The following is a 22,809-nucleotide window of genomic DNA, read 5'->3' on the forward strand; positions in this document are numbered from 1 at the left end:
TTTTATAATTCGCTATTGATTCTACTATAAATTCTATAAAAAGTTGCAAAATCTTTATAAAATCTATTTTTCTTTACTCTTCTAGTCTCACTGCAACTGATCTTTTATGAGCAGTTAGCCCTTCGGCTTCGGCTAGCTGCATACATGATTTGCCAAGATGCATGATACCTTTTCTACTCACTGAAATGATAGAGCTTCTCTTCATGAAATTTTCAACTCCAAGCGGTGAGTAAAATCTCGCGCTTCCGCCAGTTGGCAATGTGTGATTTGGTCCAGCGATATAATCCCCCATCGCTTCAGGCGTAAAGTGTCCAAAAAACATAGCGCCCGCATGAGTCACATCATCAATATAACTTAAAGCATCGTTTGTAGCGATCTCTAGATGCTCAACAGCAAGCTCATTCATGAGGACAAAACACTCTTTTAAATCTTTTGCCACTATTATTGCAGCTTTATTTCTTATGCTTGCACTTGCGATTGGCTCACGTTTTAGCGTCTTTAGCTCATCTTCGATGTGTCTTTGTACCGCTCTTGCAAAAGCCTCTACTGGTGTTATCAAAAAGGCACTTGCTATCTCGTCGTGCTCGGCTTGAGAGAGCATATCGATAGCTATATGGCGAGGATCAGCGCTATCATCAGCGATCACTCCTATCTCACTTGGACCAGCAATCATATCGATATTTACGTCACCATAAACTAGCTTTTTGGCAGTCGCCACGTAGATATTACCAGGTCCTGTGATGACATCAACTTTTGGCACCGTTGTAGTTCCATATGCCATCGCTGCGATCGCACTTGCACCGCCTATTTTAAAGGCTGTTTTGATGCCGCATAGGTGCATTGCAGCAAGAAGCAAGGTATTTACCTTGCCATTTGGTGCTGGGGTGCAAACTACGATCTCTTTTACGCCGGCTACGATCGCTGGGATCGCATTCATAAGAAGCGAGCTAGGATAAGCCGCTTTGCCACCTGGGATATAAAGGCCTGCACGATCAACCGCTGTGTATTTTGCCCCAAGTAATATGTCGTGCTCATCTTTGTAGGTCCAGTCACTTGGCTTTGTGCGCTCATGATAGCTTTTTATCCTATCGTGGGCTAAATTTAAAGCTACTCTTAGGGCGTTATCTAGAGAGTTGTAGGCCGCTTCCATCTCTTTTACGTCAATTATTATGTCGTTTTTGCCTGTGACGTTAAATTTATCAAATTTTGTTATCTGGGCAAAAAGTGCACTATCGCCATCTTTTCTTATCTCGTCTATTACGCTAGCAACCACTGGCATTACAGCACTTATGTCATTATCACTTCGTCTAACAAGCTGCGAAAATTTACTCTCAAAGTCAGCGTCGCTGCTGTGTAAAAATTTCATTTGTGATCCTTTATTTTTAGTTTTCTCTCATATCTTTGCTTTTGTGTAATGTTACCTAAAATTCCGCCCTGGTGGATGTATAAAATTTGGTCCCCAAGCTTATCTAAATTTGCAAAAAGCGTGATGAAGCCAACAGGGTCATATACTAGGTCAAATTCCACGCCACTTTTGCAAATCTCTAGCCAAATCTCATAAAGCTCTGGGTATAAATTCCCAAAATGATACTTCTTTGGCGGATTTAAAATTTGCACCTTGCTATTTTTATCTAGCTCATAAATTTGTTTTTTTAGATAGTCACTATCCCCTACACATGGAGTAGTATAAACGCTAAGATCGGTATGCTTTGCCAGATAGCAAGCACTTGTACCTGTGCCTGATGGTAAAAAAATATCAGGCCTTATCCCACTTTTTTTGCTCCACTCATTTATCTCATTTGCCTGCGCGATAAAGCCAAGCTCGGCTTCACTTTGCGCCACGCCCTCATTTATAAAAAGTGCATTTTGGCTCTTTGCCAGCTCTTTAGCAAATTTCTCACGTTCCTCTTTTATAAAAATTTCCATGCCATTTTCAAGTGCAAATTTGAAATTTCCAACTGGATCTTGCTCTAAATTTGAGCTAAGATGAGATATGACGTAGTAAAATTTAAGCCCCTTTATCTTAGCAAAAAGGCTTAAGCTATACATCGCATTTGACTGGCTTGAGCCGTGAGAAACGATGGCTTTGATGCCGCCAAGATCAGCGTTTAAAAAATACTCTAGCTTTCTTGCTTTGTTGCCGTTAAACTCGCCTAGCAGATCATCTCTTAAAAGCCAAAATTCTCGTCCTCTTAAGCAAATTTTATCAATCACCCTTAAACTCCAAAAATTTCTCTATCTCGTTGATAGCCTCTTTATTTGAGAGTGAAAATTTGATCTCGATGCGCCTTGAAGCGTCCTTGTCCTCGGCTCCGTCTTTAAAAATTAGCTCGTTGTAGCTTCGTCCGCTTGCGACAAGTAGCTTTCTAAGGCGAGTATCGCCACTAAATGAGTTTATAAACTCCATCACTGCGTAAGCTCTTTTTTGTGAAAGCTCTAGATTATAAATGTAGCTTCCGTCGCTATCTGTAAAGCCTTCGATTATGATTTGATCAATATTTGACGCGATATCTTTATCATTTAAAAGCACGTCGAAATATTTACTAAGCGTGGCCTTTAGCTCCTCTTTGACCTCTTCTTTTAAGACTGCACTGCCTTTATCAAAAAGCACTGAGGAGCTAAGCTTTAGCGCGCCTGAATTTGGGTCGATCTCGATGCTTGAGCCTAGCCTATCTTTTAGGGCTGAGATCACTTTTACCCTGATACCGGTTAAATTTTTCACTCTGTCACGAGTGATGTTTAAGTCCCTTAAAAGCTCGTCATATCTAGCCTCTCTTTGGCTCACTTGCTCAAGCAAAAAGGCGATCTTGGCTAAATTTTTCTCACTGCTTTCGTTTGCGTCGCTAAGCGCCCTATCTTTTGATGAAATTTCATCATTTAGCACGATCATCTTTTGATTTAGATCAAAAATGCTGGCGTTTAGCTCTTTTATGCTCGTGTTTGAATCCCTATTTTCCTCTATGAGCTGGGCTAGTTTTTCTTTTAGGGCGTCTATTTGGATGACAAAAATTTCATTTGATTTTTTTAAATTTATGTTTTCATCGCTTATCTTTGAAAGCTCACTTTTTAGGGCGTCATTTAGCTCTTCGAGTGTAAAATTTTTACCCTGGGCGTCTTTTAAATTTGCTAAAGCTGCGATGATAGCTTGCTCTTTATTTTCAAGGGTGTTTTGAGTTAGGACGTATTTTACGACGATAGCGCCGATTAGCAGCATAAAAACAAAGAGCAGACCCGCCATCAAGTCCGCGTACGAAACCCAAAAGCTTGATTGATCTTCATTATTTTTGTTTATTTTCATTGCACTAGATTTTCGATTTTTTCTATTACAGAATTTGCTTCTTTGTCGATCTCGTCTATGTTTTTCTTAAGCTCAGCTATCAAGCTCTCGCGCTCTTTTTCACGCTCCAAGCTCCTGCCCTCTTGCTCATATGCCGCCTTAAATATCGTCACACTCTCCACGAGTGAGGCTCTAAATTCCTTTAGTGCGTCGTTTTGCTCTTTCATGAGCGAGTAAGAAAACTCTCTTAAAACTTTGTCAAAACTTTTGATAGTCTGCTCAAGTTTAAGCTGACTCTCTTTTGTAGCGTTTAAATTTCTGCTAAAAATTTCGCTAAGCTTTGCATGCTCGGTTAAAATTTTAACCTCCATATCTTTAAAGGCATTAGAAAACGCGCTTACTGCCTTTAGCATATCAGAGTGGATTTTTACAAATTCATCTTGTTTTAGGCTAGCTTCATTTAGCATTTTTAAATTTGCGCTAAGCTCTGCCTTGCTTTGATTGATGATATTTTTTTCAACCTCACAAAGCTCTTTTAGGCTGTTAAATTTCTCATTTGTCTGCTCGCTTAGCTCTTTTACAAATTTATCATCAAGCACCATTTTAAAGGCGTCGTGGCTATCTTTAAAGTAGCCTACACTTGCTTTCATGAAATTTGCATTTAGCTCATTTTCCTGCCAGAAAAACTCACGGCTTAGCTCTTTTTGCTCGCTGTAAAATCTCTCAAATTTACTAATGCCGATCTTTTCAAAAAACATCCACCAAAGTGCTAAAAATATGCCGTAAATCGATACATAAAATGCCGTAGCCACGCCATTTAGCAGTATAGCGATCTCTTTTTCAAGTCCGTTTGCGGTGCTTGAGCTAAAGCTTGGCATAGAGATAGCGATACTGATAAATGTGCCCAAAATTCCAAGCATAGGAAAGACTGCTTGGCCGATATTTGCTAGGTTGTCATTTCTAAAATTTCTTGTGTAGCTCTCGAAAAAATCTTCAAATTTAGCGTTTGCCTTTTTGACGCCTGAAATTTCAAAAAGATGAGCGATGATAAATTCTTTTAGCCTTATCTTGTAGTCTTTGGCATTTGCCAAGAAATTTGAGTAAGCTACCAAAGCACTGTGACGTGAAAATATAAAAGCGACAAAGAGTATAACGCCCATCATCACGATGGTGTGAAGCTTCATCTGAAAATTTATAACGCCAAGATAGGCTAGTACCGCCAAGATGTAGATAGCTAAAGGGATAAAGATAACTTTAAAAAAGACAAAGAAAGAGTGAGCTTGGCGCTCTTTTGGCACGCTTAGCTCACTAAAATCATTTTGATTTTGCATAGGATTAGTTCCTATTTAGGCAGTTTAAGTCGCTAAAAGCAGTCTGAAGACGCTTAACCATGCTCTCCTCGCCACTTCTTAGCCATTTCCTTGGGTCGTAGTATTTTTTATTTGGCTTATCATCGCCCTCTGGGTTGCCGATCTGCCCTTGCAAGTACGCTCTATTTTTAGCCTCATACTCGCGCACGCCGTCCCAAAATGCCCACTGCGTATCGGTATCAATGTTCATCTTAATAACGCCGTAGCTTACAGCATTTTTGATATCTTTTAGCTCACTGCCGCTGCCGCCGTGAAATACAAAATTTACAGGCTTGTCGCTTTTTGTATTAAATTTCTTAGCAACATAGGCTTGTGAGTTTTTAAGAATTTCTGGTCTTAGCACGACATTACCCGGTTTATAGACACCATGGACGTTGCCAAAACTAGCTGCGATGCTAAATTTATCACTTATCTTACTTAGTCTTTCATAAGCAAGCGCGACATCTTCTGGCTGAGTGTAAAGAAGTGCGTTATCAACACTTGTGTTATCCACGCCGTCTTCTTCACCACCAGTGACGCCTAGCTCGATTTCTAGGCTGATGCCAAGCTCACTAAGCTCTTTTAGGTATTTCTCACATGTTCTTAAATTTTCGTTGATATTTTCTTCGCTAAGATCAAGCATGTGGGAGCTAAAAAGTGGCACACCGTGGGCTTTTTTATGCTCGCGACTAGCAAGGATCAGCTCATCTATCCAAGGCAAAAGCTTTCTTGCGGCATGGTCTGTGTGTAAAATGACTGGTACGCCATAAGCCTTGGCAAGCAGATGAACATGCTTTGCTCCAGCGATCGCACCAAGAACGGCTGCGTTTTCGCAGGCTTTACCAGCGTAAAAACCTGCACCGCCATTACTAAACTGAACGATAATAGGCGAGTTAGCAACCTTTGCTGCTTCCAAAACAGCATTTACTGAGTCGCTGCCTACGACATTTACAGCAGGTATTGCAAAACCTTGCTCTTTGGCATAAGCATAAAGTTTTGTTACATCATCTCCGCTTAAAACACCAGGTTTTACGATATCTAAAACGCCCATTTTATCCTCCAAATTTTACTTATATTCTATCTTTGCTTTTTGGCGTAGAGCTTCACTTTTTTGTCTAACAGCAGCTTGGAATTTCTCCATTTTTACAGCTTGCTCAATCTCTGGTTTTGCCTGCTCAAAGCTTACAGTGCCAGCAGCTTTGCCATCTTCTTTTAAGATAACATGGTATCCAAACTGAGTCTTAACTGGTTTTGTTGAAACTGTGCCATTTGCCATTGAAAATGCTGCATCTGCAAAAGGTTTTACCATTTGGCTTTGACCAAACCAGCCAAGCTCGCCGCCGTGTGCTGCTGAGCCTTTGTCGATTGATTTTTGGCTTGCTAACTCTGCAAATTTCTTTGTTAATGCCTCGCCTTTTAAATTTTTAAGTTGAGCAATAATATCGTTTGCTGTTTTTTCATCTTCAACTAAGATATGTCTCGCTCTTGCTTGAGCTGGTTGGTTCATGCTAGCTTTGTTTTTGTTGTAAAAATCTTTTAGTTCGTTATCACTTACTTTTATACCGTCAAAAAGCTTTCTCATATAAAGCTCAACCGCGATGCCTTCTTGCGCTGCTTTTACAGCTTTGATGTACTCTACATCTTTTTCGATACCGCTAGACTTAGCATCTTTTAAAAGAAGTTTTCTATTTATTAGATCGTCGATTATACGTTTTTTCTCATTTGGTTGAAGCTTGCTAGCGTCAAATCCTGGCATAGCTGCTGATAAAAGGCTTGAAATATCGCTATCGCTTATAGCATCACCATCAACTGTTGCAACTACTGCTGCGTTTAGAGTGACAGCTGCAGCTAAACTTAAAACTGCTGGAAACAAAATTTTTTTCATATAAATCCTTTAAAAAATTGATTTTATGGGCAAGATTATATCAAATAAAGCGATAACTTTTCATTTAACTTAAGAAAATAAGGTAAAATACGAAAATGAGAACAAAAAAAGATATTTTAGAGATAAAAAGAAGACTTCTAGAAGAGTTTAAAGACGCTAAAAGCGAGCTTAAATTTAGAAATTTATATGAGCTACTTGTCTGTGTCATGCTCTCAGCCCAGTGCACCGACAAAAGAGTAAATTTAATAACTCCAGCTTTATTTGAAGCGTATAAAGATGTCTATGAGCTAGCTAGCGCAAATTTAGCAAGCCTAAAACTAATGATAAACTCGTGTAGCTTTTTTAATAACAAAGCGGTAAATTTAATCAAAATGGCAAATAGCGTGGTTGAGCTTTATAATGGAGCAATTCCGCTTGATGAAGAGAAGCTAAAAGCGCTTGCTGGAGTTGGACAAAAGACCGCTCATGTCGTACTTTTAGAAGCTACAAATGCAAATGTTATGGCTGTTGATACGCACGTTTTTAGGGTGGCGCACAGACTTGATCTTAGCCATGCAAAAACGCCAGAAGCTACTGAAGCTGATCTTAGCCATGCCTTTAAAACAGATCTTGGCAAGCTTCATCAAGCCATGGTGCTCTTTGGACGTTACACCTGTAAAGCCAAAAAGCCGCTTTGCCATGAGTGTATCTTAAATGATCTTTGCAACAGCAAGGACAAGATTATTTAATTTTTTCAAGCTTTGCTAGAAAATTTTTAGCATCTATAAAACCGATAGTTCTAAGAAATTTTAGCTCATCGCCACCATTAAATAACAAAAGCGCAGGCGGATCAATAAGTCCAAAATTTCTTAGCATTTCATCATTTTGTGATCCACCATTTGTTACATCGATACGAATAAGTGCAAAATTTGCCAAAGCATCCATAACATCACTATCTTTAAAAGTGTTCTTTTCTATCTCTTTGCAGCTTACACACCAATCAGCATAAAAATCTACTAAAACGGGTTTGGTTGAGTTTTTTATTATCTCATTTAGTTCATCTAAATTTTTAACGGAATTAAATTTTAACGCACTATCACTTTTTGCCAAATTTAGTCCAGAAAGCGGAGAAAAAGCCTCCTTTGAGCCCAAAAATGAACCAACTATTAGCATAACTGAATATATAAAAACTAGGATAAAAAACGCTTTTTTGAACTTAGCCCAGCTTTGCTCTGCTACTTCAAATGCCCCAAAATAAACTGCCATAAAAACGCCTATAATGCCATATCCTAATAGCTCAAAAAATTCTCCGAGCACACGTGCAAGGATCCAAACTGCCATGATGAGCATCAAAAAACCAAAGAATTTTTTCACTTCATCCATCCAACTACCAGGTTTTGGCAAGAGCTTTCCAGAGCTTAGCCCGATAATAAGTAGCGGCACGCCCATGCCAAGCCCCATGGCAAAAAGCATAATGCCACCATAAAAGACATTTCCACTTTGGGCAATATAAAGAAGCGCACCCGCTAATGGTGCTGCAACGCAAGGCGATACGATGAGAGCTGAGGCAAAGCCCATAATAAAAATTCCAACATAGCCTGAACTATTTTGAGATTTTTTACTTATCAAATTTTCAAATTTTGCTGGCAATTTTATATCATAAAATCCAAACATACTAAAGCTTAGAATAACAAAAATGGCTGCAAAAGCGCCAAGTACATAGATATTTTGCAAAGTGCCTGCGATACCAAAACCAAGTAGGCTAGCTGCCACTCCAGCTAGTGCGTAAGCCAGGCTCATCGCGACAACATAAATGAATGATAATAAAAAGCCTTTTTTTGCATTTAAATTAGCGCCTTTTGAGACGATTATGCTTGAAAGTATCGGTATCATCGGAAAGACACAAGGTGTTAGTGAAAGCAAGAGACCATAACCAAAAAAAGTAAGAAGCGAGATAAAGAAATTTTTATCTCCAAGCCCATTTGCGATATCTTGCTCGCTAGAAAATTCTTCAGCAAAGCTGTCGGTATCGCTTTTTTGCTCTTTTTTAAAAGTGGCGATGCTAAATTTTCCAGCTTGGTCAGTTATCTCATAAATTTTACTTTGTGGACGGTAGCAAATGCCGTTTTTAGCACAGCCTTGATAGTTAATGTCAAGTGTTGCTTTGCCATTTGAAAGATTTTCTTTTACTAAATTTAATGGGATAAAAATCGAAAAATCTTTTGGATAAATTTCATATTCTCCCGTATTTTCACTACTTGGTAAATTTAATAGCTCATTTATCTTTTTGCCAGCTAGCTTAATCTCAAAACTCTCTTTATAAAGATAGATATTTTCACCAAAGTTAAACTTTACTTCAACATTTTGACTATCAACGCTTGGAGTTAAAACAAAGGCTTTGCTAACATCTAAAACCTCGGCAAAAAGCGAGCCTACAAATAAAATAATCGAAAAAAGAAATTTTAAAAACATACTAATCCTTGCTAAATTAAAAAAGATGATTTTAGTCTAAATTCCTAAATTTATTCTATTTTATTGTAAAATCGTGAAAATATGTGAAATTTTAAAGGAGCAAAGATGTCAAAAGACAAAAAACACCAAAAAGGCGAGAAACTTGGCTATGAGGAAGAGCTTAGACTGCTTCAAATTGAACTTTTAAAATTTCAAAATTACGTAAAAGAAAAAGGTCTTAGAGTACTTATGCTAATGGAAGGGCGCGACGCAGCCGGCAAAGGCGGAACGATAAAACGCCTAACCGAGCATCTAAATCCAAGGGGTTGCCGTATAGTAGCGCTTGCTAAGCCAAGTGACGTCGAAAAAACGCAGTGGTATTTTCAAAGATATGTGACTCATCTACCAAGTGCCGGAGAGATCGTGATCTTTGATAGAAGCTGGTACAATAGAGCTGGTGTTGAGCCAGTGATGGGCTTTTGCACGCAAGCAGAGCATAAAGAATTTTTACGTGAAGTGCCAAAATTTGAAGAGATGATCATAAACTCCGGCATAATTTTCTTTAAAATTTATCTTTCAATCACAAAAGATGAGCAGAAAAAACGCTTTAAAGAGAGGCAAAATGATCCGTTAAAGCAATTTAAAATTTCACCCGTTGATCAAAAAGCACAAGAACTTTGGGATCAGTACTCTATCGCTAAATATTCTATGCTTCTTGCCTCTCACAATAGCATTTCACCATGGGTCATCGTCTCAAGCGATAACAAAAAAGAAGCTAGGCTAAATGTCTTTAAATTTATCCTAAGTCACGTTGAATATCCAAAAAAGATAAATGACTACTTGGAATTTGACAAAAACGTCGTAAGAGACGGAAGTGAAGAGATAAAACGCATAGAAGAAGGGCTAAATAAAGATAAGTTAAAGAGTATCGATTAAAGAATTTTTAACTTCTAGCTGGCGATTTACTTAGATTTGTTAGCTAAATTTTTAAGCCCACCACATTACTTTTGCTAAAACGACCATTATTAGGCAAAGTACTAGAGCTATTAAATGTGAAAATTTACCAAATGGATCAGGCTTTTTTAAAATAACGACATTAAAAACAGATATAAAAGTTACAAGGCACATTATAAGTAAAACAAAAATTTTTACAAGCAGTAGCTTTTGAAAGTTGCTTTGCCACCAGCCAAGCTCGCCTCCAAAATAGTCTTTTGCCATATAAGCGCCACTTATTAAAAGCAATAAAAATGCCGTGCCAAAAACCTTTGCGCTGCCTTTTGTATAGGCTTTTTTAACTATTTCAAGGGTTTTAGTATCAACCGTTTTTTTAGCAAATGGATATATGCAAACATCGAAAAATACGTATCCTATAAATACAATGGCACAAATTAAATGAGTAATCAAAAAAAATAAGTACATTTTTTAGCCTTTTTGTTTGGCATTATATAAATTTTAACTATTTAAAATACTTATTTTGAATCAATTTTAAGAATTTATGAAGATAAATTTATAAAAGAGCAAGGCAAGTGCCCTGCTCTAGGAATTTTACTCGACTTCAGCGTCTATAACGTCGTCGTCTTTTTTATTATTTCCGCCGTTTGCTCCAGCGTTTTCATCTTTTTTATACATAGCTTCTGCAAGTTTGTGGCTAGCTTTGCTTAGGGCTTCTACTTTTGTATCGATTTGCTCTTTTGAAGAATTTTCATCTTTTAAGACCTCTTTTAGATCGTTTAGCGCAGCTTCTATGTTGCTTCTATCCTCAGCTGGAACTTTCTCGCCAAGCTCACTCATGCTCTTTTCAGTTTGATGAACTAGTGCGTCAGCTTGGTTTCTAGCTTCAACTGCGTCTTTGCGTTTTTTATCCTCTTCTTTATGAAGCTCAGCATCTTTTACCATGTTGTTTATCTCTTCTTCACTTAAGCCGCTTGATCCAGAGATGGTGATGTTTTGAGCTTTGCCAGTTGCTTTATCTTTTGCAGAAACGGTTAAAATTCCGTTTGCGTCGATGTCAAATTCAACTTCGATTTGAGGCACGCCTCTTGGAGCTGCTGGGATGCCTTCGAGGTTGAAGTTACCAAGTGATTTATTATCCCTTGCAAACTCACGCTCACCTTGTAAAACCATGATGGTAACGGCACTTTGGTTATCTTCTGCAGTTGAGAAAACTTGACTTTTCTTAGTTGGTATAGTTGTGCCTTTTTCGATGATCTTAGTCATCACGCCGCCAAGTGTCTCGATACCAAGGCTAAGTGGAGTAACGTCAAGAAGCAGCACGTCTTTAACATCGCCTTTTATAACCGCACCTTGGATAGCAGCACCGATAGCCACAACTTCATCTGGATTTACGCTCTTATTTAGCTCTTTGCCAAATGCTTTTTTAACCTCTTCTTGAACAAGTGGCACACGAGTTGAACCACCGACCATTACGACCTCTTTGATGTCACCCTTGCTTAGTCCTGCATCTTTGATGACTTCATTTATCTTAGTGATAGTCTCGCCAACAAGTGAGTCGATCATGCCTTCAAATTTAGCGCGAGTTAGCTTTTTGACAAGGTGTTTTGGGCCAGTAGCATCAGCTGTGATAAATGGTAAATTTATCTCAGTCTCTTGAGCTGAGCTTAGCTCTTTCTTAGCGTTTTCAGCTGCTTCTTTTAAGCGTTGAAGTGCCATGATATCGCCTTTTAGATCAATACCAGTTTCGTTTTTAAACTCACTTACTAGCCAGTCAATGATCTTGTTATCAAAGTCATCGCCACCTAAGAATGCGTTACCACCAGTTGCCAAAACTTCAACGATGTTATCGCCAGTTTCAAGCACTGTAACGTCAAATGTACCGCCACCTAGGTCATAAACTAAAATTTTCTCAGCTTCTTTTTTATCAAGGCCGTAAGCAAGTGCTGCGGCTGTTGGCTCGTTGATGATACGAAGCACGTTTAGTCCTGCGATAGTTCCAGCTTCTTTTGTAGCCTTTCTTTGGCTATCATTAAAATACGCAGGCACGGTAATAACTGCGTCTGTCACGCTCTCGCCAAGATATGCTTCAGCGTCTTCTTTTAGTTTGATAAGAATTTTTGCTGAAATTTCTTGCGGAGTATAGACCTTACCAGCGATCTCAACTGCGCAAGCACCGTTTCTATCTACAACGTGATATGGCAAGCGAGCCTTTGCCTCTTCAGCATTTTTTTCATTACTCATCAAACCCATGATACGTTTGATAGAATATATCGTTTTTTCAGGGTTTGTAACTGCTTGACGTTTTGCAACATCACCTACTAGAATTTCACCTTTGTCTGTAAAAGCAACAACAGATGGAGTTGTGTTTTTACCCTCTTTGTTTGGGATAACCTTGCTCTCACCGCGCTCAAAAACGCTTACGCAAGAGTTTGTTGTACCTAAGTCTATACCTATAACTTTTGACATATTTTTCCTTTATTAGATTTATTTTTTAAATTTAGTTTGCCACACTGACCATAGCTGGGCGCAAAACCCTGCCATTTATCATATAGCCTTTTTGTAAAGCTTGCACGATCTGACCGCTTTGCTTCTCCTCGCTATCGACCCTTAAAACGGCATTATGCACATTTGGATCAAACTCGACATCAGTTGCGATCTCGCTCACGCCATGCTTTTCAAAACATTTCTTAAACTGATTTATCGTTATCAAAATGCCCTCTTTGATCTTTTTAGCAAATTCATCATCCTCTGGATCAAAATTTGCAGCGATCTCGAGCGCATCGATGACTGGTAGCAAGTCCCTTGCAAATTTCTCATTTGCATAGCTTGCAACATCTGCTTTCTCTTTTTCATAACGCTTTTTAATATTTTCAAACTCAGCATTTGCTCTGTAGTATTTATCAGTAATCTCGCCAAGCTCTTTTTCGAGCTTCTCCACTTTTGAGATATCACCAAGTGCATCTAAATTTACGCTATCATTAGCTAGTTCTTGCACAGGCTCGACCTCAGGTAGATTTTGCTCTTTTACCTCTTCGCTCACGCGGCCTCCTTTATTAGATTTATAAATTTCACATAATCAGTATAAACACTGCCAGCACAGATCATCTGTACCTCGTTGCCAAGATAGTTTGCACTAAATTTAAGTCCCATAAAATTTTCATCAAACATAGGAGAAAATGTAAGTTTCTCATCCATTTGTAAGCTAAAACTTGGGTCAAAAACCATCTTAAAACGTCTATCTTTAAACATATCAAAGGCTAAAATTTCATTTTCTTGGAAGTAAATTTTAGTCCTTCTAAGCTCTCTTATTTTACTTTTTAGTTCGCTTAAACCAACTTGAGAGCAGATAAGCTCAAGTTTGTTTAAACTAACTCCAGCAAGATTACTTAAAAATTTATACATCCTAGCATCAAATTTGATAACGATCTCATCTTCACCAAAATTTAAGATCATATATCTATTATTTAAATTTAAAATTTCTAGCAATTCATTATCGATTGTGCCAAAAATCATACAATAGAGCTCAAATTCATCACATAACTTTTTCAATCCTTCGGCATCATTTATCTCTAAATTTATATCACTTATAGCAAAAATTTCACTCCAATATCTTCTCATCGCAGCGATTGTTGGTATCCGACCGCCACTAATGTGAAGCTTTGTGATCTCGCCCTCATCTGAAAGCTTTTTAAAATAAACGCGTATCGTAGAAGCCGGAATAGCCGCGCTCATACGAGAGCCAAGCTCATTTGAACCAATAGGCATATTATCTTGCAAATAAGCTTCAATAATAGAGTTTAGTATTAAATCGCGTTTATTTGTTTTACTCACTTTTAGCACTCTTTCTTTTTAATTGCTAAACAGATTATACAACTTTAGTTTATTAATGTCAAGTATTTAAGTTAAAATAATTTATTTATGTATCTTTAGTCTATATAACTAAGCTTATTTAATATTAATCGTATAAGCATTTCCGAAAATAAAATTATAAAAATAATTAAACAAATTTAAAAGTCTTTTATATTACCTCTATGTTCTAATATGTTCTAATGTTTTTATACGTTTTTACGTATTAATATAATGTTTTATAGTATAATATATAATATATTTTAATTTATTTATACGTATTACTATTATTTATATATTGTTTTATGTATATTTAATAAAATAATCCGTATAATACTTTAATGATTGAAACAAGTGATATATTTAATTTGCTTCATAATGCAGTTGAGGCAAAAAATATCGGTAAGAAAATTTCACAGGCAAAAATGGCAGAAGAGCTTGGTGTACCAATGAGAACGTATCAAGATTGGAGGCTTGGCAACTCAAAGCCACAAGCTGCTGCTGCAGTTTGCAAACTTCTTTGTGAGCTTGACGACGATGAAATATTATTTGTTATCAATAAGATGAGAAAGTTATTAGGAAAATAGATGGAAAATTTGACACAAAAAGAGAGAATAGACCTTGAGAGCGTGTTTGCAGCTATCTGCACTAAGAAAGAGCCTAAATTTTTAGGTTTCTATAAAGACTTTTACTCGAGTGCGATTTTAAAATTTTACGTAGTTAAAGACAGAATTAAAAAAATAAAAATCAAGAAAAATTAGTTTTATATTATTTGAGTAGAAAAATATTTTTTGCTGCATTTAAAGATTAATAATTTAGATAAATTCTCCTTAAATATTGACTTTATTTAAAGAGAATTTGCCGACTTATTTCTTACCAAATTTAGCTAGCGCTCTTTGGTAGTCCTCTTCGCTATCGATACCGATACTTTGGCTCTTTACCTCTAGCATCGCTATCTTTTTGCCATTTTCTAGGGCGCGCAGCTGCTCGAGTTTCTCGGTATTTTCAAGGCTTGAAGGCATGAGCGCGCAAAACTCTTTTAGGCTTTTTACGCTGTATCCGTAGATACCAAGGTGAGCCTTGTAGCTTTTGCACTCGCTTCTGTTAAATGGTATCCTTGATCTTGAAAAGTAAAGCGCATATCCCTCAAAATCAGTCACCACTTTAACTAAATTTTTATCATCCGCAAACTCATCGTCTATCTTTTTATAGCAAGAAAACATAAAGGCTTTCCCTTTGTTTTGCTCGCAAAACGCCCTAAATTTAGCGATATTTTCAGGTTCAATAAATGGCTCATCAGCCTGAACATTTATGATGATCTCACTCTCGCTTAGCCCCAAAATTTGTGCAGCTTCGTTTATCCTGTCAGTGCCACTTTGATGATCTTTGCTAGTTAGCACCGCTTTTATGCCGTGAGCCTTGGCGATCTCTAGTATGCTTTGCTCATCCACAGCAACCACCACATTATCCACACCACTTACTCTAAGAGCCGTCGCCACAAACATCGGCACGCCATTTATCTCTTTTAAAATTTTGTTACTAAACCTTGTCGAAGCAAGGCGGGCTGGGATGATTATCATTGCTCGATCCATTCTAAGACACATTTGTCTATCTCATCTTCACTAATAACATCTTTATGTAAAATTTTTGCGCTAAATAGCGAGTTTATCGAGCTTGGCACGCTATCATTTAAGATTTTAGCGGTCTTTGCCAGCGCATCTTTTTCATCTTTCGTATCTTTGATCTGGCACGCTTTGATCATACTTGGCGTAAATTTCACCCAGTGTGCGGTCGATGTAATGACATTTATGCGGCCAGCCTCTACCATCTTAAAGCAAGTAGCCGTATGCGGATCGATCGCATAGCCGCCCTTTGCGAGCTTTGCGATGTATGCCTCGCACTCTTTATCGTCGCACCAGCTAGCCTCAAAGTCCTCTTTTAGCACTTCAAGCTCCTGCTTGCTAAGCTTATAAAATTTATTTTTTGCAAGACTTTGCATGAGTTCATTTGCTCTAACGCTGCCAAATTTATCAAACAGCAAACGCTCGACGTTTGAGCTGATCAAAATGTCCATGGCAGGACTTATTGTCTTAACCAGCTTTTTGTCCCTGAGGTCGTAAACGCCGGTAGTAAAAAACTGCGTCAAGATGTTGTTTGCGTTTGAAGCGATCTTGATCTTGCCGATCTTTGCGCCCATTTTTTTAGCATAGTACGCCCCAAGTGCATTACCAAAATTTCCACTTGGTACGATGATGTCAAAGCTCTCGTTTGCCTTAAGCGCCTTTTGTTTTAGTAAATTTGCGTAGGCATAGGCATGGTAGATGATTTGAAAGAGGATCCTGCCAAAATTTACCGAGTTTGCCGCGCTTAGTTTAAGGCGCTTTTTCTTAAGCTCGGCCTTAAATTTATCATTTGCAAGCAGCGTTTTTAGCGCTCTTTGAGCGTCGTCAAAGTCGCCTTTTATGCCAAAAACCTTTAAATTTTCACCCTGCATGGTCTGCATCTGAAGCTTTTGCACTTCGCTCGTGCCGCCGTCTGGATAGAGGCAAACGACCTTGATATTTTCATCGTTTGCAAAGGTTTGAAGTGTCGCAGGGCCAGTGTCACCGCTCGTTGCACACATGATAAGGTATCTTTCACCCCTCTCCTTTGCTAGCTGGCTAAGTAGCGAGCCAAAAGGCTGAAGCGCCATATCCTTAAATGCCCTAGTTGGGCCGTGATAGAGCTCATTTACATATAAATTTTTATCTATTTTTTTAAAAATGACAGGGTGCTTTGGGTCATCAAAGCTTGCGTATCTCTTGAGCGCTTTTTTGAAAAACGCCTCTGACACGTCAAATTTAAATAGCGAGATGATGTGAAGTGCGAGCTTTTCGTAGCTTAGACTTGAGAGCTCTTGCCACTTTACCTTTGTGATCTTTGGTAGCTTCTTTGGCGCGTAAAGTCCGCCGTGAGCGGAGCTTGGGCTAAGCATGGCTGTGCTTAAATTTACATTTTTTACCTTTTCATCTTTTACGCTTCTAGTTGGTGTTAGTCTCATTTTTTGCCTTTTTTGGTTGATTTTTTTATCCAATTTTCGTATTTTTTAAAAACCTCTTTTGGCTTAAGCGCCAAAATTTCTGGAGTTTCGTAGATGTGGTGCTTTCTTATAAATTTAGCTACTTTTTTAAATTTCGCGTCCGTTTTTATGAGTAAAATTTGCTCTTTTTCATCACAAAGCTTCTCTTGCCAAAGATAAATGCTCTTTGCACTAAAGCTACTCACGCAAGCTGCAAGTCCCTTTTTCACGAGCTTTTTGCTTAGATTTTTTGCCTCTTTTTTCTTTGCGACTGAGGTGATTAAAATTCTCATTTTGATCAAAATTTCCTTTTAAAAAGTGGCTCATTATAACAAAATGGGCTTAAATTTGCTGCGCTAAAACCTTTTTAAACTCCTCGCTTAACGTAACTCCAAGCGTGATAAGCGATACTCTCAGCCCAAAATCTTTTGCCTTTACATAGTCCTTTTGCGTCATCAAAAGCGAGGTGGCACCGTAACTTTGCAAAATTTCACTCAGCTCATCTTTTGAAAAATCATAATGATCAGGAAAAAATACTTGAGCTACGCATTCATCAAAAAATGGCTTGAGGCGCTCTGGGTTTGCTATGGCGGTTACTAGTACCATTTTTTTGCTTTTATTTAAAATTTCACTCTTTCTAAAATGAGTTTGCCCTTCAATCGCCACAAAATCAGCAAATTTATAAAAGCTAAATGGATATCTATAAGCCCCACTTGGTAGGCAAAATTTTAGCCTTGGCTCAGGATTTGGACGCACTAATATGTCAAATTTGGCTATGTCAAATTTAGAAAATCCATCATCCAGCAAGATATACTTTGCGCCATGCTCTTTGGCGTAGTCTATGGCTACCTTTCTATCTTCGCTTACTATCACATTTGCGTTTTTAATACTTGTAGCGTATATCATCGCCTCATCGCCGCTAGCTGAGACGTCAAGTAAAATTTCGCCATCATGAGCGACAACTTGCATGCCTTTGCTCTTTCTTTTATATCCTCTAAGGATAATAAAAGCGCCCTCGTAATTTTTAGCAATTGCCACGCAAAGTGGAGTCTTCCCGCTTCCTCCAAGGGTCAAATTTCCAACGCTTATTACCTTTATGCCAAAGTCTATTTTTCTAGCAGTAAATTTCTTAAGCACAACAATAAGAAAATAGATAAAACTTAATGGCAAAAGTAAAAATGCTAGTAAAATTTGAAAGAAATTTGGGCGAAAAAAGTAGTCATTCGCCCAAGTATGCAAGAAAATATTTAATTTCTTAAACACGAGTTTTAGAAATTTCTTTTACTTTGCTGCAGATGTATTGCACTTCTTCGTCACTCAAACTATGATAAATAGGTAGTGACAACACTTGCTGATAATTTTTTAAAGCATTTGGAAAATCATTTACTTTAAGCGAGTATTTGTTTTTATAATAACTTAGTAAATGTATCGGTATGTAGTGCAATGATGTGTGAATTCCGTGCTCCAAAAGCTCTCTGGCAAAGCCATCACGATTTTTGTTTATCTTAATAATATACTGAGTGTAAATATGCTCGCGTTTTTTGACAGGGATTGTTATATTGCGGCACTCACCAAGCTCTTTATCATAAATTTTTGCGATCTCTTGTCTTCTTTGTATGAGCTTATCTGTTCTTTCTAGCTGCGCAATAGAAAATGCTGCATTTATCGAGTTTATATCATACTTTAAGCCAATATCAACGACATCATAAATATAACTCAAGCTACCGAATTTATCAATGCCATTTACAAGAGCATAGTTGCGAAGTAGTTTTGCTCTTTTATAAATTTCCTCATCATTTGTCGTAAAAAATCCAACCGTTGATATAGGATTTTGCACACGCGAATGTGTTTGAAAGCATGACAAAAAGGAGTCTGAGCCAACTTTTTTGCCATTGTATGTTAAGCCCATACCGCGATTTGCATCATCTAAAATTTTTACGCCGTATTTCTCACAAACCGCCGTTATCTCATCCATCCTAGCACTTTGACCTGCGATATGAGAGATAAAAGCACATTTTAATTTTTTATGATTTTGCTCTTTTAGTACTTTCTCAAGGGCATCTGGACAGATGTTAAAATCTTCTTCATCAACATCCACAAAAATAGGCTCAGCATCAAAATGTCTAACAGCTTGTGCAATGCTAGGAAAGGCATTTATGGAGCAAATGACCTTATCTCCGCGTTTAGTGTCAAGCGCGCTTAGTGCCAAGTGGTGTGTAGCTGCGATATTATTTGTGGTAACTACAAATTTTGCACCAAAATACTCTTTTAACTTCTCTTCAAATCTAGCAACGATATTAGTAGTATTTTCAGAGTGCAAAGCCTCCTCAATAAGCTCACTTTCACGCTCAGTGATAGTTGGTCTATAAAACGGAATCTCTCTCATCTTTAATCCTTTAAATTTTCACTATCAACGGCATTTGTCGTTTAAACCTGTTTGAAACAACTCTATTTTCTATATCCGATACTGCTTTTAATCCGAACTTTTTGATGACTTGCTCCTTGTTATTTTCTAAATTTTCTAAAATCTCATCAATAACAGCATAACTGTAACCTATGTCGCCTTCGTCACTTTGTCCATCCCACAAATCAGCCGAAGGTGCTTTGTTGATAAAATTTTTATCAACCCCAAGATGTTTTGCAAATTCAAAAATTTCACTTTTGTAAAGCTCTCCGATAGGATTTATTGCACATGCTAAATCCCCAAATATCGTACCGTATCCAAGCATAAGCTCACTTTTGTTGCTTGTTCCGATAACTAGAGCGTTTATACTAGATGAATAATCATAAAGCAAGCTCATTCTAACTCTAGCTGCTAAATTCCCTTTTCTTAAATTGCTTAAATTTACATCTATCGTTTCGTAAAAGGCATTTAAAATACCCTCTATGGATAAAACCTTATATTTTATGTTTAATTTTTCGCATAAATTTAAGGCATCATCCATATTTTGTCTGTTTGATGATGCTGTTGGCATGATGAGTGCATGAGTTTCATTTGGTTTTGCTCTTGCACACAAAGTCGCTACTACAGCAGAATCAATACCTCCACTAACACCCAACAACAAATTTTTATCTTTAGTTTTATCTTTTAAGCTAAAAACTAAAGTTTCTTCGATCTTTTGATACTCCTTCATTCTTCCTTTGCCTAGATTTGCTTCCTTTTGCAAAAATTATACTAAGTAAATTTAAAATTTTTCTTTAAGTTTAAGTAAAAAGATGTAAAATTTTAAGAAATAATAAATTTAAGGTAAAAAATGAGAGTAATACACAAAAGTTTTGGAGATTTTGGCACTAATTGTTACATAGTTACAAAAAATAGCTCATCTATAGTGATAGATCCGGGAGATGGGGCAAAAGAATGGGTTTTACAAAATGCTAAAAATTTAAAAGCCATCCTTTGTACTCACGGGCATTTTGACCACATCTTTGACGTGAGCGAACTAAAAAATGAGCTAAAAATTCCAGTTTATATTAACAAATTTGATGCTTTCATGTGTGAGAGTGATATTTTTGGCTATATGAAAGATACTTTTACTCCAGATGTTTTGGTTGAAAATGATGAAAATTTTAACATTGATGATTTTTGCATTAAATTTCATCATTTCCCAGGACATACGCCAGGTTGCTCGATGATAGAGATAGAAGATGTGATGTTTAGTGGAGATTTTTTATTTAAAGGAAGCATAGGACGCTGGGATTTTCCTTTTTCAGATAAAAACGAAATGTTAGCTAGTTTAGAAAAGTGTAAAAATCTAAAGGGCGACTTCGCACTTTATCCAGGGCACGGAGAAAGTAGTACACTAGAGGCCGAGCAAAATAATATTAATTATTGGATAGATATAGTAAAAAATAGCTAAAAATTTCGGTGGTATTAATTTCAATTTTCAAACTTTTAAAATACACTTAATCGCTATTAAAAATTTATATTTTTTATAAAACTAAGAGTCAATCAAAAAGGGTAGATAAATTTTATATGGAGTCTATTAAATTTTAAAAGAGATCCGAGCGAAAGCTCGCTCGGATAAAGGTTTTAGAAGCTATATTTTGCTTCAAATCTTATACGATTTTGTTTAAAGCTTTCACCATCTTTTTTGTCTTTAGCAGCTGCATACCAAGTTAGGAAATTAAGCTTTTTGCTATATTTGTAGCTAGCTTGTGTATACCACTCATTTCTTTTTGCTCTCTCTTTATTAAGAGCATAGCTTGTGCCTTTACCTTGAGTATAACCAGCACCAAGACCAAATTTATCTATATCATATCCAGCATTAACAAACCAGTAATCGTTGTCACCTTTGATATTATTATAGTATTGTTTGCCACCACCACTCATTACGCTATTTAGTATTTTAGCTGGGTTGATTAGCTGGCCATTTGCATCGATTGATGTAAATGCGATTTTACCACTATTTCTAGCATCATTATCTTTATTTTTAGCGTCAAATTCTAAGTAGCCAGCATTAAATTTAGCACCAAATAGTTTTGTGCCAGCTTGAACAGCCCAAAAGTCAGCATCAGTTACTTTTTTGTGATCTGAATCACTATAAACATATTGACCTTTTAGGTTTAGGTTTATATCGTCGGTTACATTAAAGCTAAATGCTGCCTCAGCACCATAAAGTGTAGCAATTTCTTGTAGATTTGCAATAGCTACCTTAAACGATACTGGGTCGTAGCTACCAACTGCACCTAAATAATAGAGGTTAGCAGGAGCGTCATGGAATTTTGTACCATCCGTTACTTCTTTTAGGAAAGGTCCATCTACTTCATCACTATTGTTTTCTATGGCATCATAAGCAGCAGCTGTTAAAGTAAGACCAGATACATCTGTACTTACCACTTTTAGACCAGTAGCTGCTATATCACCATCATCATAGAAAGTTTTGATAAGTTGTTTACCAGCTGTAATAGTAGTGTTAGATACTTTGTATCCTAGATACATCTCATATACACCAAAAGAATTTGTTGTATTTGTTTTATCTGTACCAGTTGCTACTTTATCGCCTGAATCATCAGTGGCAGAATATCTTAGTCTTAAAACACCAAAAAAGTTATCGTCTATCGCAGCTTTAAATGCTGTCTCCATTCTAAACGCATGACCAGCACTATTACCCTTGACAGTATCAGCTGTAGTTTTTTTAGTACTATCATTTGTATAACGATATCTTGCAAATCCTGAAAGATCTACATTTTTTATAGCTTCTTCAAGTGGAGTTGCACTTGCAACGCTTGAAAATGCACCTAAAGCAACCAGAGCAGCTAAGCTAACTTTTGTAATTTTCATCTAAATCTCCTTTTGATAAAAAGTTTTGAAAGGATATTATCATAGAAAATTAATTTTATTGCTTAATTTTTCTTAAAAATTTAAAAAATGTTACCAATTATTTACCAAAATAGGATAATGAGATAAAGATTGTCTTTTTAAAATTTCACTTTATTTGGGAGTAATTGCAAGAAAATCAAAAATTTTTACTTACTTTTAGCTATTATCTTTAGCTTCTTCTCGTTCTTTTTTCTGCCTTATAGCAGCTTCTTTTTGGATATTTTTTTGTTGAGCCAAGAAGATATGCTCTTCAAGTGTGACAAGTTGAAATATTCCTTCAAAAATTTTTATATCTTTAACATATCCAAGTACTTTCACTTCTCTTTTTCTGCTCTCTTCAAATCTTGCTTGCGCGTCAAATTCCACCACGTCACCAAGCTTTAGCGGTCCAAAGAAATTTATCCTAGCACCGATACTAACGCAAAATTCTTCATTTATGGCTAAAAGCGCAGCGTGATTTGCCCCCATAAAAACAAACCCACTATGAATAAGCCCCTCAGTATCGCACACCATATCATCCGTAGTAAAAAATCTAGTCTTTGCGTGATTTTTTTCAAGTAAAAATGCCGTTCCACTAAAATTTAGCTTTGCAAGTGGAGCAGTTTTGATCTCGTTTCTTAATGGGTTTTCATCTTCTGGTAAGATTATTTGCGATTCATCTTTTGTATCATAGATATTTTCTTCTGCCAT

The 22,809-nt window shown here is 37.0% G+C and carries 24 protein-coding genes; 5 read left to right on the forward strand and 19 right to left on the reverse strand.

The genetic code is table 11. From position 1 onward, the window contains the following. Positions 1-73: 73 nt before the first annotated feature. The 6 genes from hisD to CVS84_RS06985 are packed head-to-tail and all read right to left on the reverse strand — an operon-like array spanning position 74 to position 6,511. Positions 74-1,366, reverse strand: coding sequence for a histidinol dehydrogenase (gene hisD, locus CVS84_RS06960; protein ID WP_107691693.1), 1,293 nt, complete (start codon positions 1,364-1,366; stop codon positions 74-76). Continuing rightward, positions 1,363-2,214, reverse strand: a complete 852-nt coding sequence (locus CVS84_RS06965; RefSeq protein ID WP_107691694.1) for a pyridoxal-phosphate dependent enzyme — start codon at positions 2,212-2,214, stop codon at positions 1,363-1,365. The genes hisD and CVS84_RS06965 overlap by 4 nt, the downstream gene beginning before the upstream one ends. After that, entirely contained in the window at positions 2,207-3,298 is a 1,092-nt protein-coding gene (locus tag CVS84_RS06970; RefSeq protein ID WP_107691695.1) for an OmpA family protein, read from the reverse strand. Before CVS84_RS06970 ends, CVS84_RS06965 begins: the two co-directional genes overlap by 8 nt. Next, positions 3,295-4,608 carry a MotA/TolQ/ExbB proton channel family protein gene (locus tag CVS84_RS06975; RefSeq protein ID WP_107691696.1) on the reverse strand — a complete coding sequence of 438 codons (1,314 nt, stop codon included), beginning with the start codon at positions 4,606-4,608 and terminating at the stop codon, positions 3,295-3,297. Before CVS84_RS06975 ends, CVS84_RS06970 begins: the two co-directional genes overlap by 4 nt. Before the next feature lie 4 nt (positions 4,609-4,612). Further along, the gene (gene fbaA, locus CVS84_RS06980; RefSeq protein WP_107691697.1) at positions 4,613-5,677 is read right to left on the reverse strand and encodes a class II fructose-bisphosphate aldolase; all 1,065 of its coding nucleotides are present in this window, start codon (positions 5,675-5,677) and stop codon (positions 4,613-4,615) included. A 15-nt stretch (positions 5,678-5,692) separates the two neighbouring features. Beyond that, positions 5,693-6,511, reverse strand: coding sequence for a peptidylprolyl isomerase (locus CVS84_RS06985; protein ID WP_107691698.1), 819 nt, complete (start codon positions 6,509-6,511; stop codon positions 5,693-5,695). 95 nt (positions 6,512-6,606) lie between these two features. Here CVS84_RS06985 and nth point away from each other — a divergent pair, with 95 nt between their 5' ends. Next, complete coding sequence (gene nth, locus CVS84_RS06990) at positions 6,607-7,239, forward strand: endonuclease III (RefSeq protein ID WP_107691699.1); 633 nt, start codon at positions 6,607-6,609, stop codon at positions 7,237-7,239. Here nth and dsbD read toward each other — a convergent pair. Continuing rightward, positions 7,232-8,962, reverse strand: coding sequence for a protein-disulfide reductase DsbD (gene dsbD / locus CVS84_RS06995; protein ID WP_107691700.1), 1,731 nt, complete (start codon positions 8,960-8,962; stop codon positions 7,232-7,234). The genes nth and dsbD overlap by 8 nt on opposite strands. A gap of 105 nt (positions 8,963-9,067) precedes the next feature. Between dsbD and ppk2 the strand changes: the two genes are divergently transcribed. Continuing rightward, positions 9,068-9,877: a polyphosphate kinase 2 gene (gene ppk2 / locus CVS84_RS07000; RefSeq protein WP_107691701.1), complete on the forward strand. Its 810-nt coding sequence runs from the start codon at positions 9,068-9,070 to the stop codon at positions 9,875-9,877. A gap of 51 nt (positions 9,878-9,928) precedes the next feature. Here ppk2 and CVS84_RS07005 read toward each other — a convergent pair whose 3' ends face one another. From CVS84_RS07005 to CVS84_RS07020, 4 genes are all read right to left on the reverse strand, one after another. Beyond that, positions 9,929-10,360 (reverse strand): trehalose-6-phosphate synthase, encoded by a 432-nt coding sequence (locus tag CVS84_RS07005; protein WP_103604784.1) that lies wholly within the window; start codon positions 10,358-10,360, stop codon positions 9,929-9,931. Between the two features lie 126 nt (positions 10,361-10,486). Continuing rightward, a complete protein-coding gene (gene dnaK, locus CVS84_RS07010) occupies positions 10,487-12,361 on the reverse strand; it encodes a molecular chaperone DnaK (RefSeq protein ID WP_107691702.1) in 1,875 nt (624 codons plus the stop codon). 31 nt (positions 12,362-12,392) lie between these two features. Continuing rightward, entirely contained in the window at positions 12,393-12,935 is a 543-nt protein-coding gene (gene grpE / locus CVS84_RS07015; protein WP_107691703.1) for a nucleotide exchange factor GrpE, read from the reverse strand. After that, positions 12,932-13,726 carry an HrcA family transcriptional regulator gene (locus CVS84_RS07020; protein WP_107691752.1) on the reverse strand — a complete coding sequence of 265 codons (795 nt, stop codon included), beginning with the start codon at positions 13,724-13,726 and terminating at the stop codon, positions 12,932-12,934. The genes grpE and CVS84_RS07020 overlap by 4 nt, the downstream gene beginning before the upstream one ends. 356 nt (positions 13,727-14,082) lie before the next feature. On the opposite strand from CVS84_RS07020, the gene CVS84_RS07025 reads away from it, so the two are divergent. Continuing rightward, on the forward strand, positions 14,083-14,328 hold the full coding sequence (locus CVS84_RS07025; RefSeq protein WP_072594609.1) for a DNA-binding protein: 246 nt from the start codon (positions 14,083-14,085) through the stop codon (positions 14,326-14,328). Beyond that, positions 14,329-14,502 (forward strand): hypothetical protein, encoded by a 174-nt coding sequence (locus CVS84_RS09540; RefSeq protein WP_021091517.1) that lies wholly within the window; start codon positions 14,329-14,331, stop codon positions 14,500-14,502. It begins immediately after the preceding gene. 105 nt (positions 14,503-14,607) lie between these two features. On the opposite strand, the gene kdsB is transcribed toward CVS84_RS09540, so the two are convergent. Genes kdsB through CVS84_RS07055 form a run of 6 tightly spaced genes read right to left on the reverse strand, consistent with a single transcriptional unit; the run spans position 14,608 to position 19,933 of the window. Then, entirely contained in the window at positions 14,608-15,321 is a 714-nt protein-coding gene (gene kdsB / locus CVS84_RS07030; RefSeq protein WP_107691704.1) for a 3-deoxy-manno-octulosonate cytidylyltransferase, read from the reverse strand. Further along, entirely contained in the window at positions 15,318-16,781 is a 1,464-nt protein-coding gene (gene thrC / locus CVS84_RS07035) for a threonine synthase (protein WP_107691705.1), read from the reverse strand. The genes kdsB and thrC overlap by 4 nt, the downstream gene beginning before the upstream one ends. Next, positions 16,778-17,092 (reverse strand): divalent-cation tolerance protein CutA, encoded by a 315-nt coding sequence (cutA, locus tag CVS84_RS09825; RefSeq protein WP_199906119.1) that lies wholly within the window; start codon positions 17,090-17,092, stop codon positions 16,778-16,780. Before cutA ends, thrC begins: the two co-directional genes overlap by 4 nt. 49 nt (positions 17,093-17,141) lie before the next feature. Continuing rightward, positions 17,142-18,062, reverse strand: coding sequence for a tetraacyldisaccharide 4'-kinase (locus CVS84_RS07045; protein WP_107691706.1), 921 nt, complete (start codon positions 18,060-18,062; stop codon positions 17,142-17,144). Beyond that, positions 18,055-19,185, reverse strand: coding sequence for a DegT/DnrJ/EryC1/StrS family aminotransferase (locus CVS84_RS07050; protein ID WP_107691707.1), 1,131 nt, complete (start codon positions 19,183-19,185; stop codon positions 18,055-18,057). The genes CVS84_RS07045 and CVS84_RS07050 overlap by 8 nt, the downstream gene beginning before the upstream one ends. A gap of 10 nt (positions 19,186-19,195) precedes the next feature. Next, the gene (locus tag CVS84_RS07055; RefSeq protein WP_103580590.1) at positions 19,196-19,933 is read right to left on the reverse strand and encodes an NAD+ synthase; all 738 of its coding nucleotides are present in this window, start codon (positions 19,931-19,933) and stop codon (positions 19,196-19,198) included. 120 nt (positions 19,934-20,053) lie between these two features. Between CVS84_RS07055 and CVS84_RS07060 the strand changes: the two genes are divergently transcribed. Beyond that, positions 20,054-20,656, forward strand: a complete 603-nt coding sequence (locus tag CVS84_RS07060) for an MBL fold metallo-hydrolase (protein ID WP_107691708.1) — start codon at positions 20,054-20,056, stop codon at positions 20,654-20,656. Between the two features lie 173 nt (positions 20,657-20,829). On the opposite strand, the gene CVS84_RS07065 is transcribed toward CVS84_RS07060, so the two are convergent. Further along, positions 20,830-22,080 carry a major outer membrane protein gene (locus CVS84_RS07065; RefSeq protein WP_107691709.1) on the reverse strand — a complete coding sequence of 417 codons (1,251 nt, stop codon included), beginning with the start codon at positions 22,078-22,080 and terminating at the stop codon, positions 20,830-20,832. Between the two features lie 195 nt (positions 22,081-22,275). Beyond that, on the reverse strand, positions 22,276-22,809 hold the full coding sequence (locus CVS84_RS07070; protein WP_107691710.1) for a thioesterase: 534 nt from the start codon (positions 22,807-22,809) through the stop codon (positions 22,276-22,278).

Source organism: Campylobacter concisus (genome assembly GCF_003048575.1).
Classification (GTDB): Bacteria; Campylobacterota; Campylobacteria; order Campylobacterales; family Campylobacteraceae; genus Campylobacter_A; species Campylobacter_A concisus_U.

Excerpts from the sequence above, each read along its gene's own strand:
- CVS84_RS07055 (WP_103580590.1), bottom strand. The coding sequence starts at position 19,933 with ATGAAGGAGTATCAAAAGATCGAAGAAACTTTAGTTTTTAGCTTAAAA.
- dsbD (WP_107691700.1), bottom strand. The coding sequence starts at position 8,962 with ATGTTTTTAAAATTTCTTTTTTCGATTATTTTATTTGTAGGCTCGCTT.
- CVS84_RS06975 (WP_107691696.1), bottom strand. The coding sequence starts at position 4,608 with ATGCAAAATCAAAATGATTTTAGTGAGCTAAGCGTGCCAAAAGAGCGC.
- dnaK (WP_107691702.1), bottom strand. The coding sequence starts at position 12,361 with ATGTCAAAAGTTATAGGTATAGACTTAGGTACAACAAACTCTTGCGTA.
- kdsB (WP_107691704.1), bottom strand. The coding sequence starts at position 15,321 with ATGATAATCATCCCAGCCCGCCTTGCTTCGACAAGGTTTAGTAACAAA.
- CVS84_RS06970 (WP_107691695.1), bottom strand. The coding sequence starts at position 3,298 with ATGAAAATAAACAAAAATAATGAAGATCAATCAAGCTTTTGGGTTTCG.
- CVS84_RS07050 (WP_107691707.1), bottom strand. The coding sequence starts at position 19,185 with ATGAGAGAGATTCCGTTTTATAGACCAACTATCACTGAGCGTGAAAGT.
- CVS84_RS09540 (WP_021091517.1), top strand. The coding sequence starts at position 14,329 with ATGGAAAATTTGACACAAAAAGAGAGAATAGACCTTGAGAGCGTGTTT.
- CVS84_RS07060 (WP_107691708.1), top strand. The coding sequence starts at position 20,054 with ATGAGAGTAATACACAAAAGTTTTGGAGATTTTGGCACTAATTGTTAC.
- CVS84_RS06985 (WP_107691698.1), bottom strand. The coding sequence starts at position 6,511 with ATGAAAAAAATTTTGTTTCCAGCAGTTTTAAGTTTAGCTGCAGCTGTC.
- nth (WP_107691699.1), top strand. The coding sequence starts at position 6,607 with ATGAGAACAAAAAAAGATATTTTAGAGATAAAAAGAAGACTTCTAGAA.
- hisD (WP_107691693.1), bottom strand. The coding sequence starts at position 1,366 with ATGAAATTTTTACACAGCAGCGACGCTGACTTTGAGAGTAAATTTTCG.
- fbaA (WP_107691697.1), bottom strand. The coding sequence starts at position 5,677 with ATGGGCGTTTTAGATATCGTAAAACCTGGTGTTTTAAGCGGAGATGAT.
- CVS84_RS07070 (WP_107691710.1), bottom strand. The coding sequence starts at position 22,809 with ATGGCAGAAGAAAATATCTATGATACAAAAGATGAATCGCAAATAATC.
- CVS84_RS07005 (WP_103604784.1), bottom strand. The coding sequence starts at position 10,360 with ATGTACTTATTTTTTTTGATTACTCATTTAATTTGTGCCATTGTATTT.
- thrC (WP_107691705.1), bottom strand. The coding sequence starts at position 16,781 with ATGAGACTAACACCAACTAGAAGCGTAAAAGATGAAAAGGTAAAAAAT.
- CVS84_RS07025 (WP_072594609.1), top strand. The coding sequence starts at position 14,083 with ATGATTGAAACAAGTGATATATTTAATTTGCTTCATAATGCAGTTGAG.
- cutA (WP_199906119.1), bottom strand. The coding sequence starts at position 17,092 with ATGAGAATTTTAATCACCTCAGTCGCAAAGAAAAAAGAGGCAAAAAAT.
- CVS84_RS07065 (WP_107691709.1), bottom strand. The coding sequence starts at position 22,080 with ATGAAAATTACAAAAGTTAGCTTAGCTGCTCTGGTTGCTTTAGGTGCA.
- ppk2 (WP_107691701.1), top strand. The coding sequence starts at position 9,068 with ATGTCAAAAGACAAAAAACACCAAAAAGGCGAGAAACTTGGCTATGAG.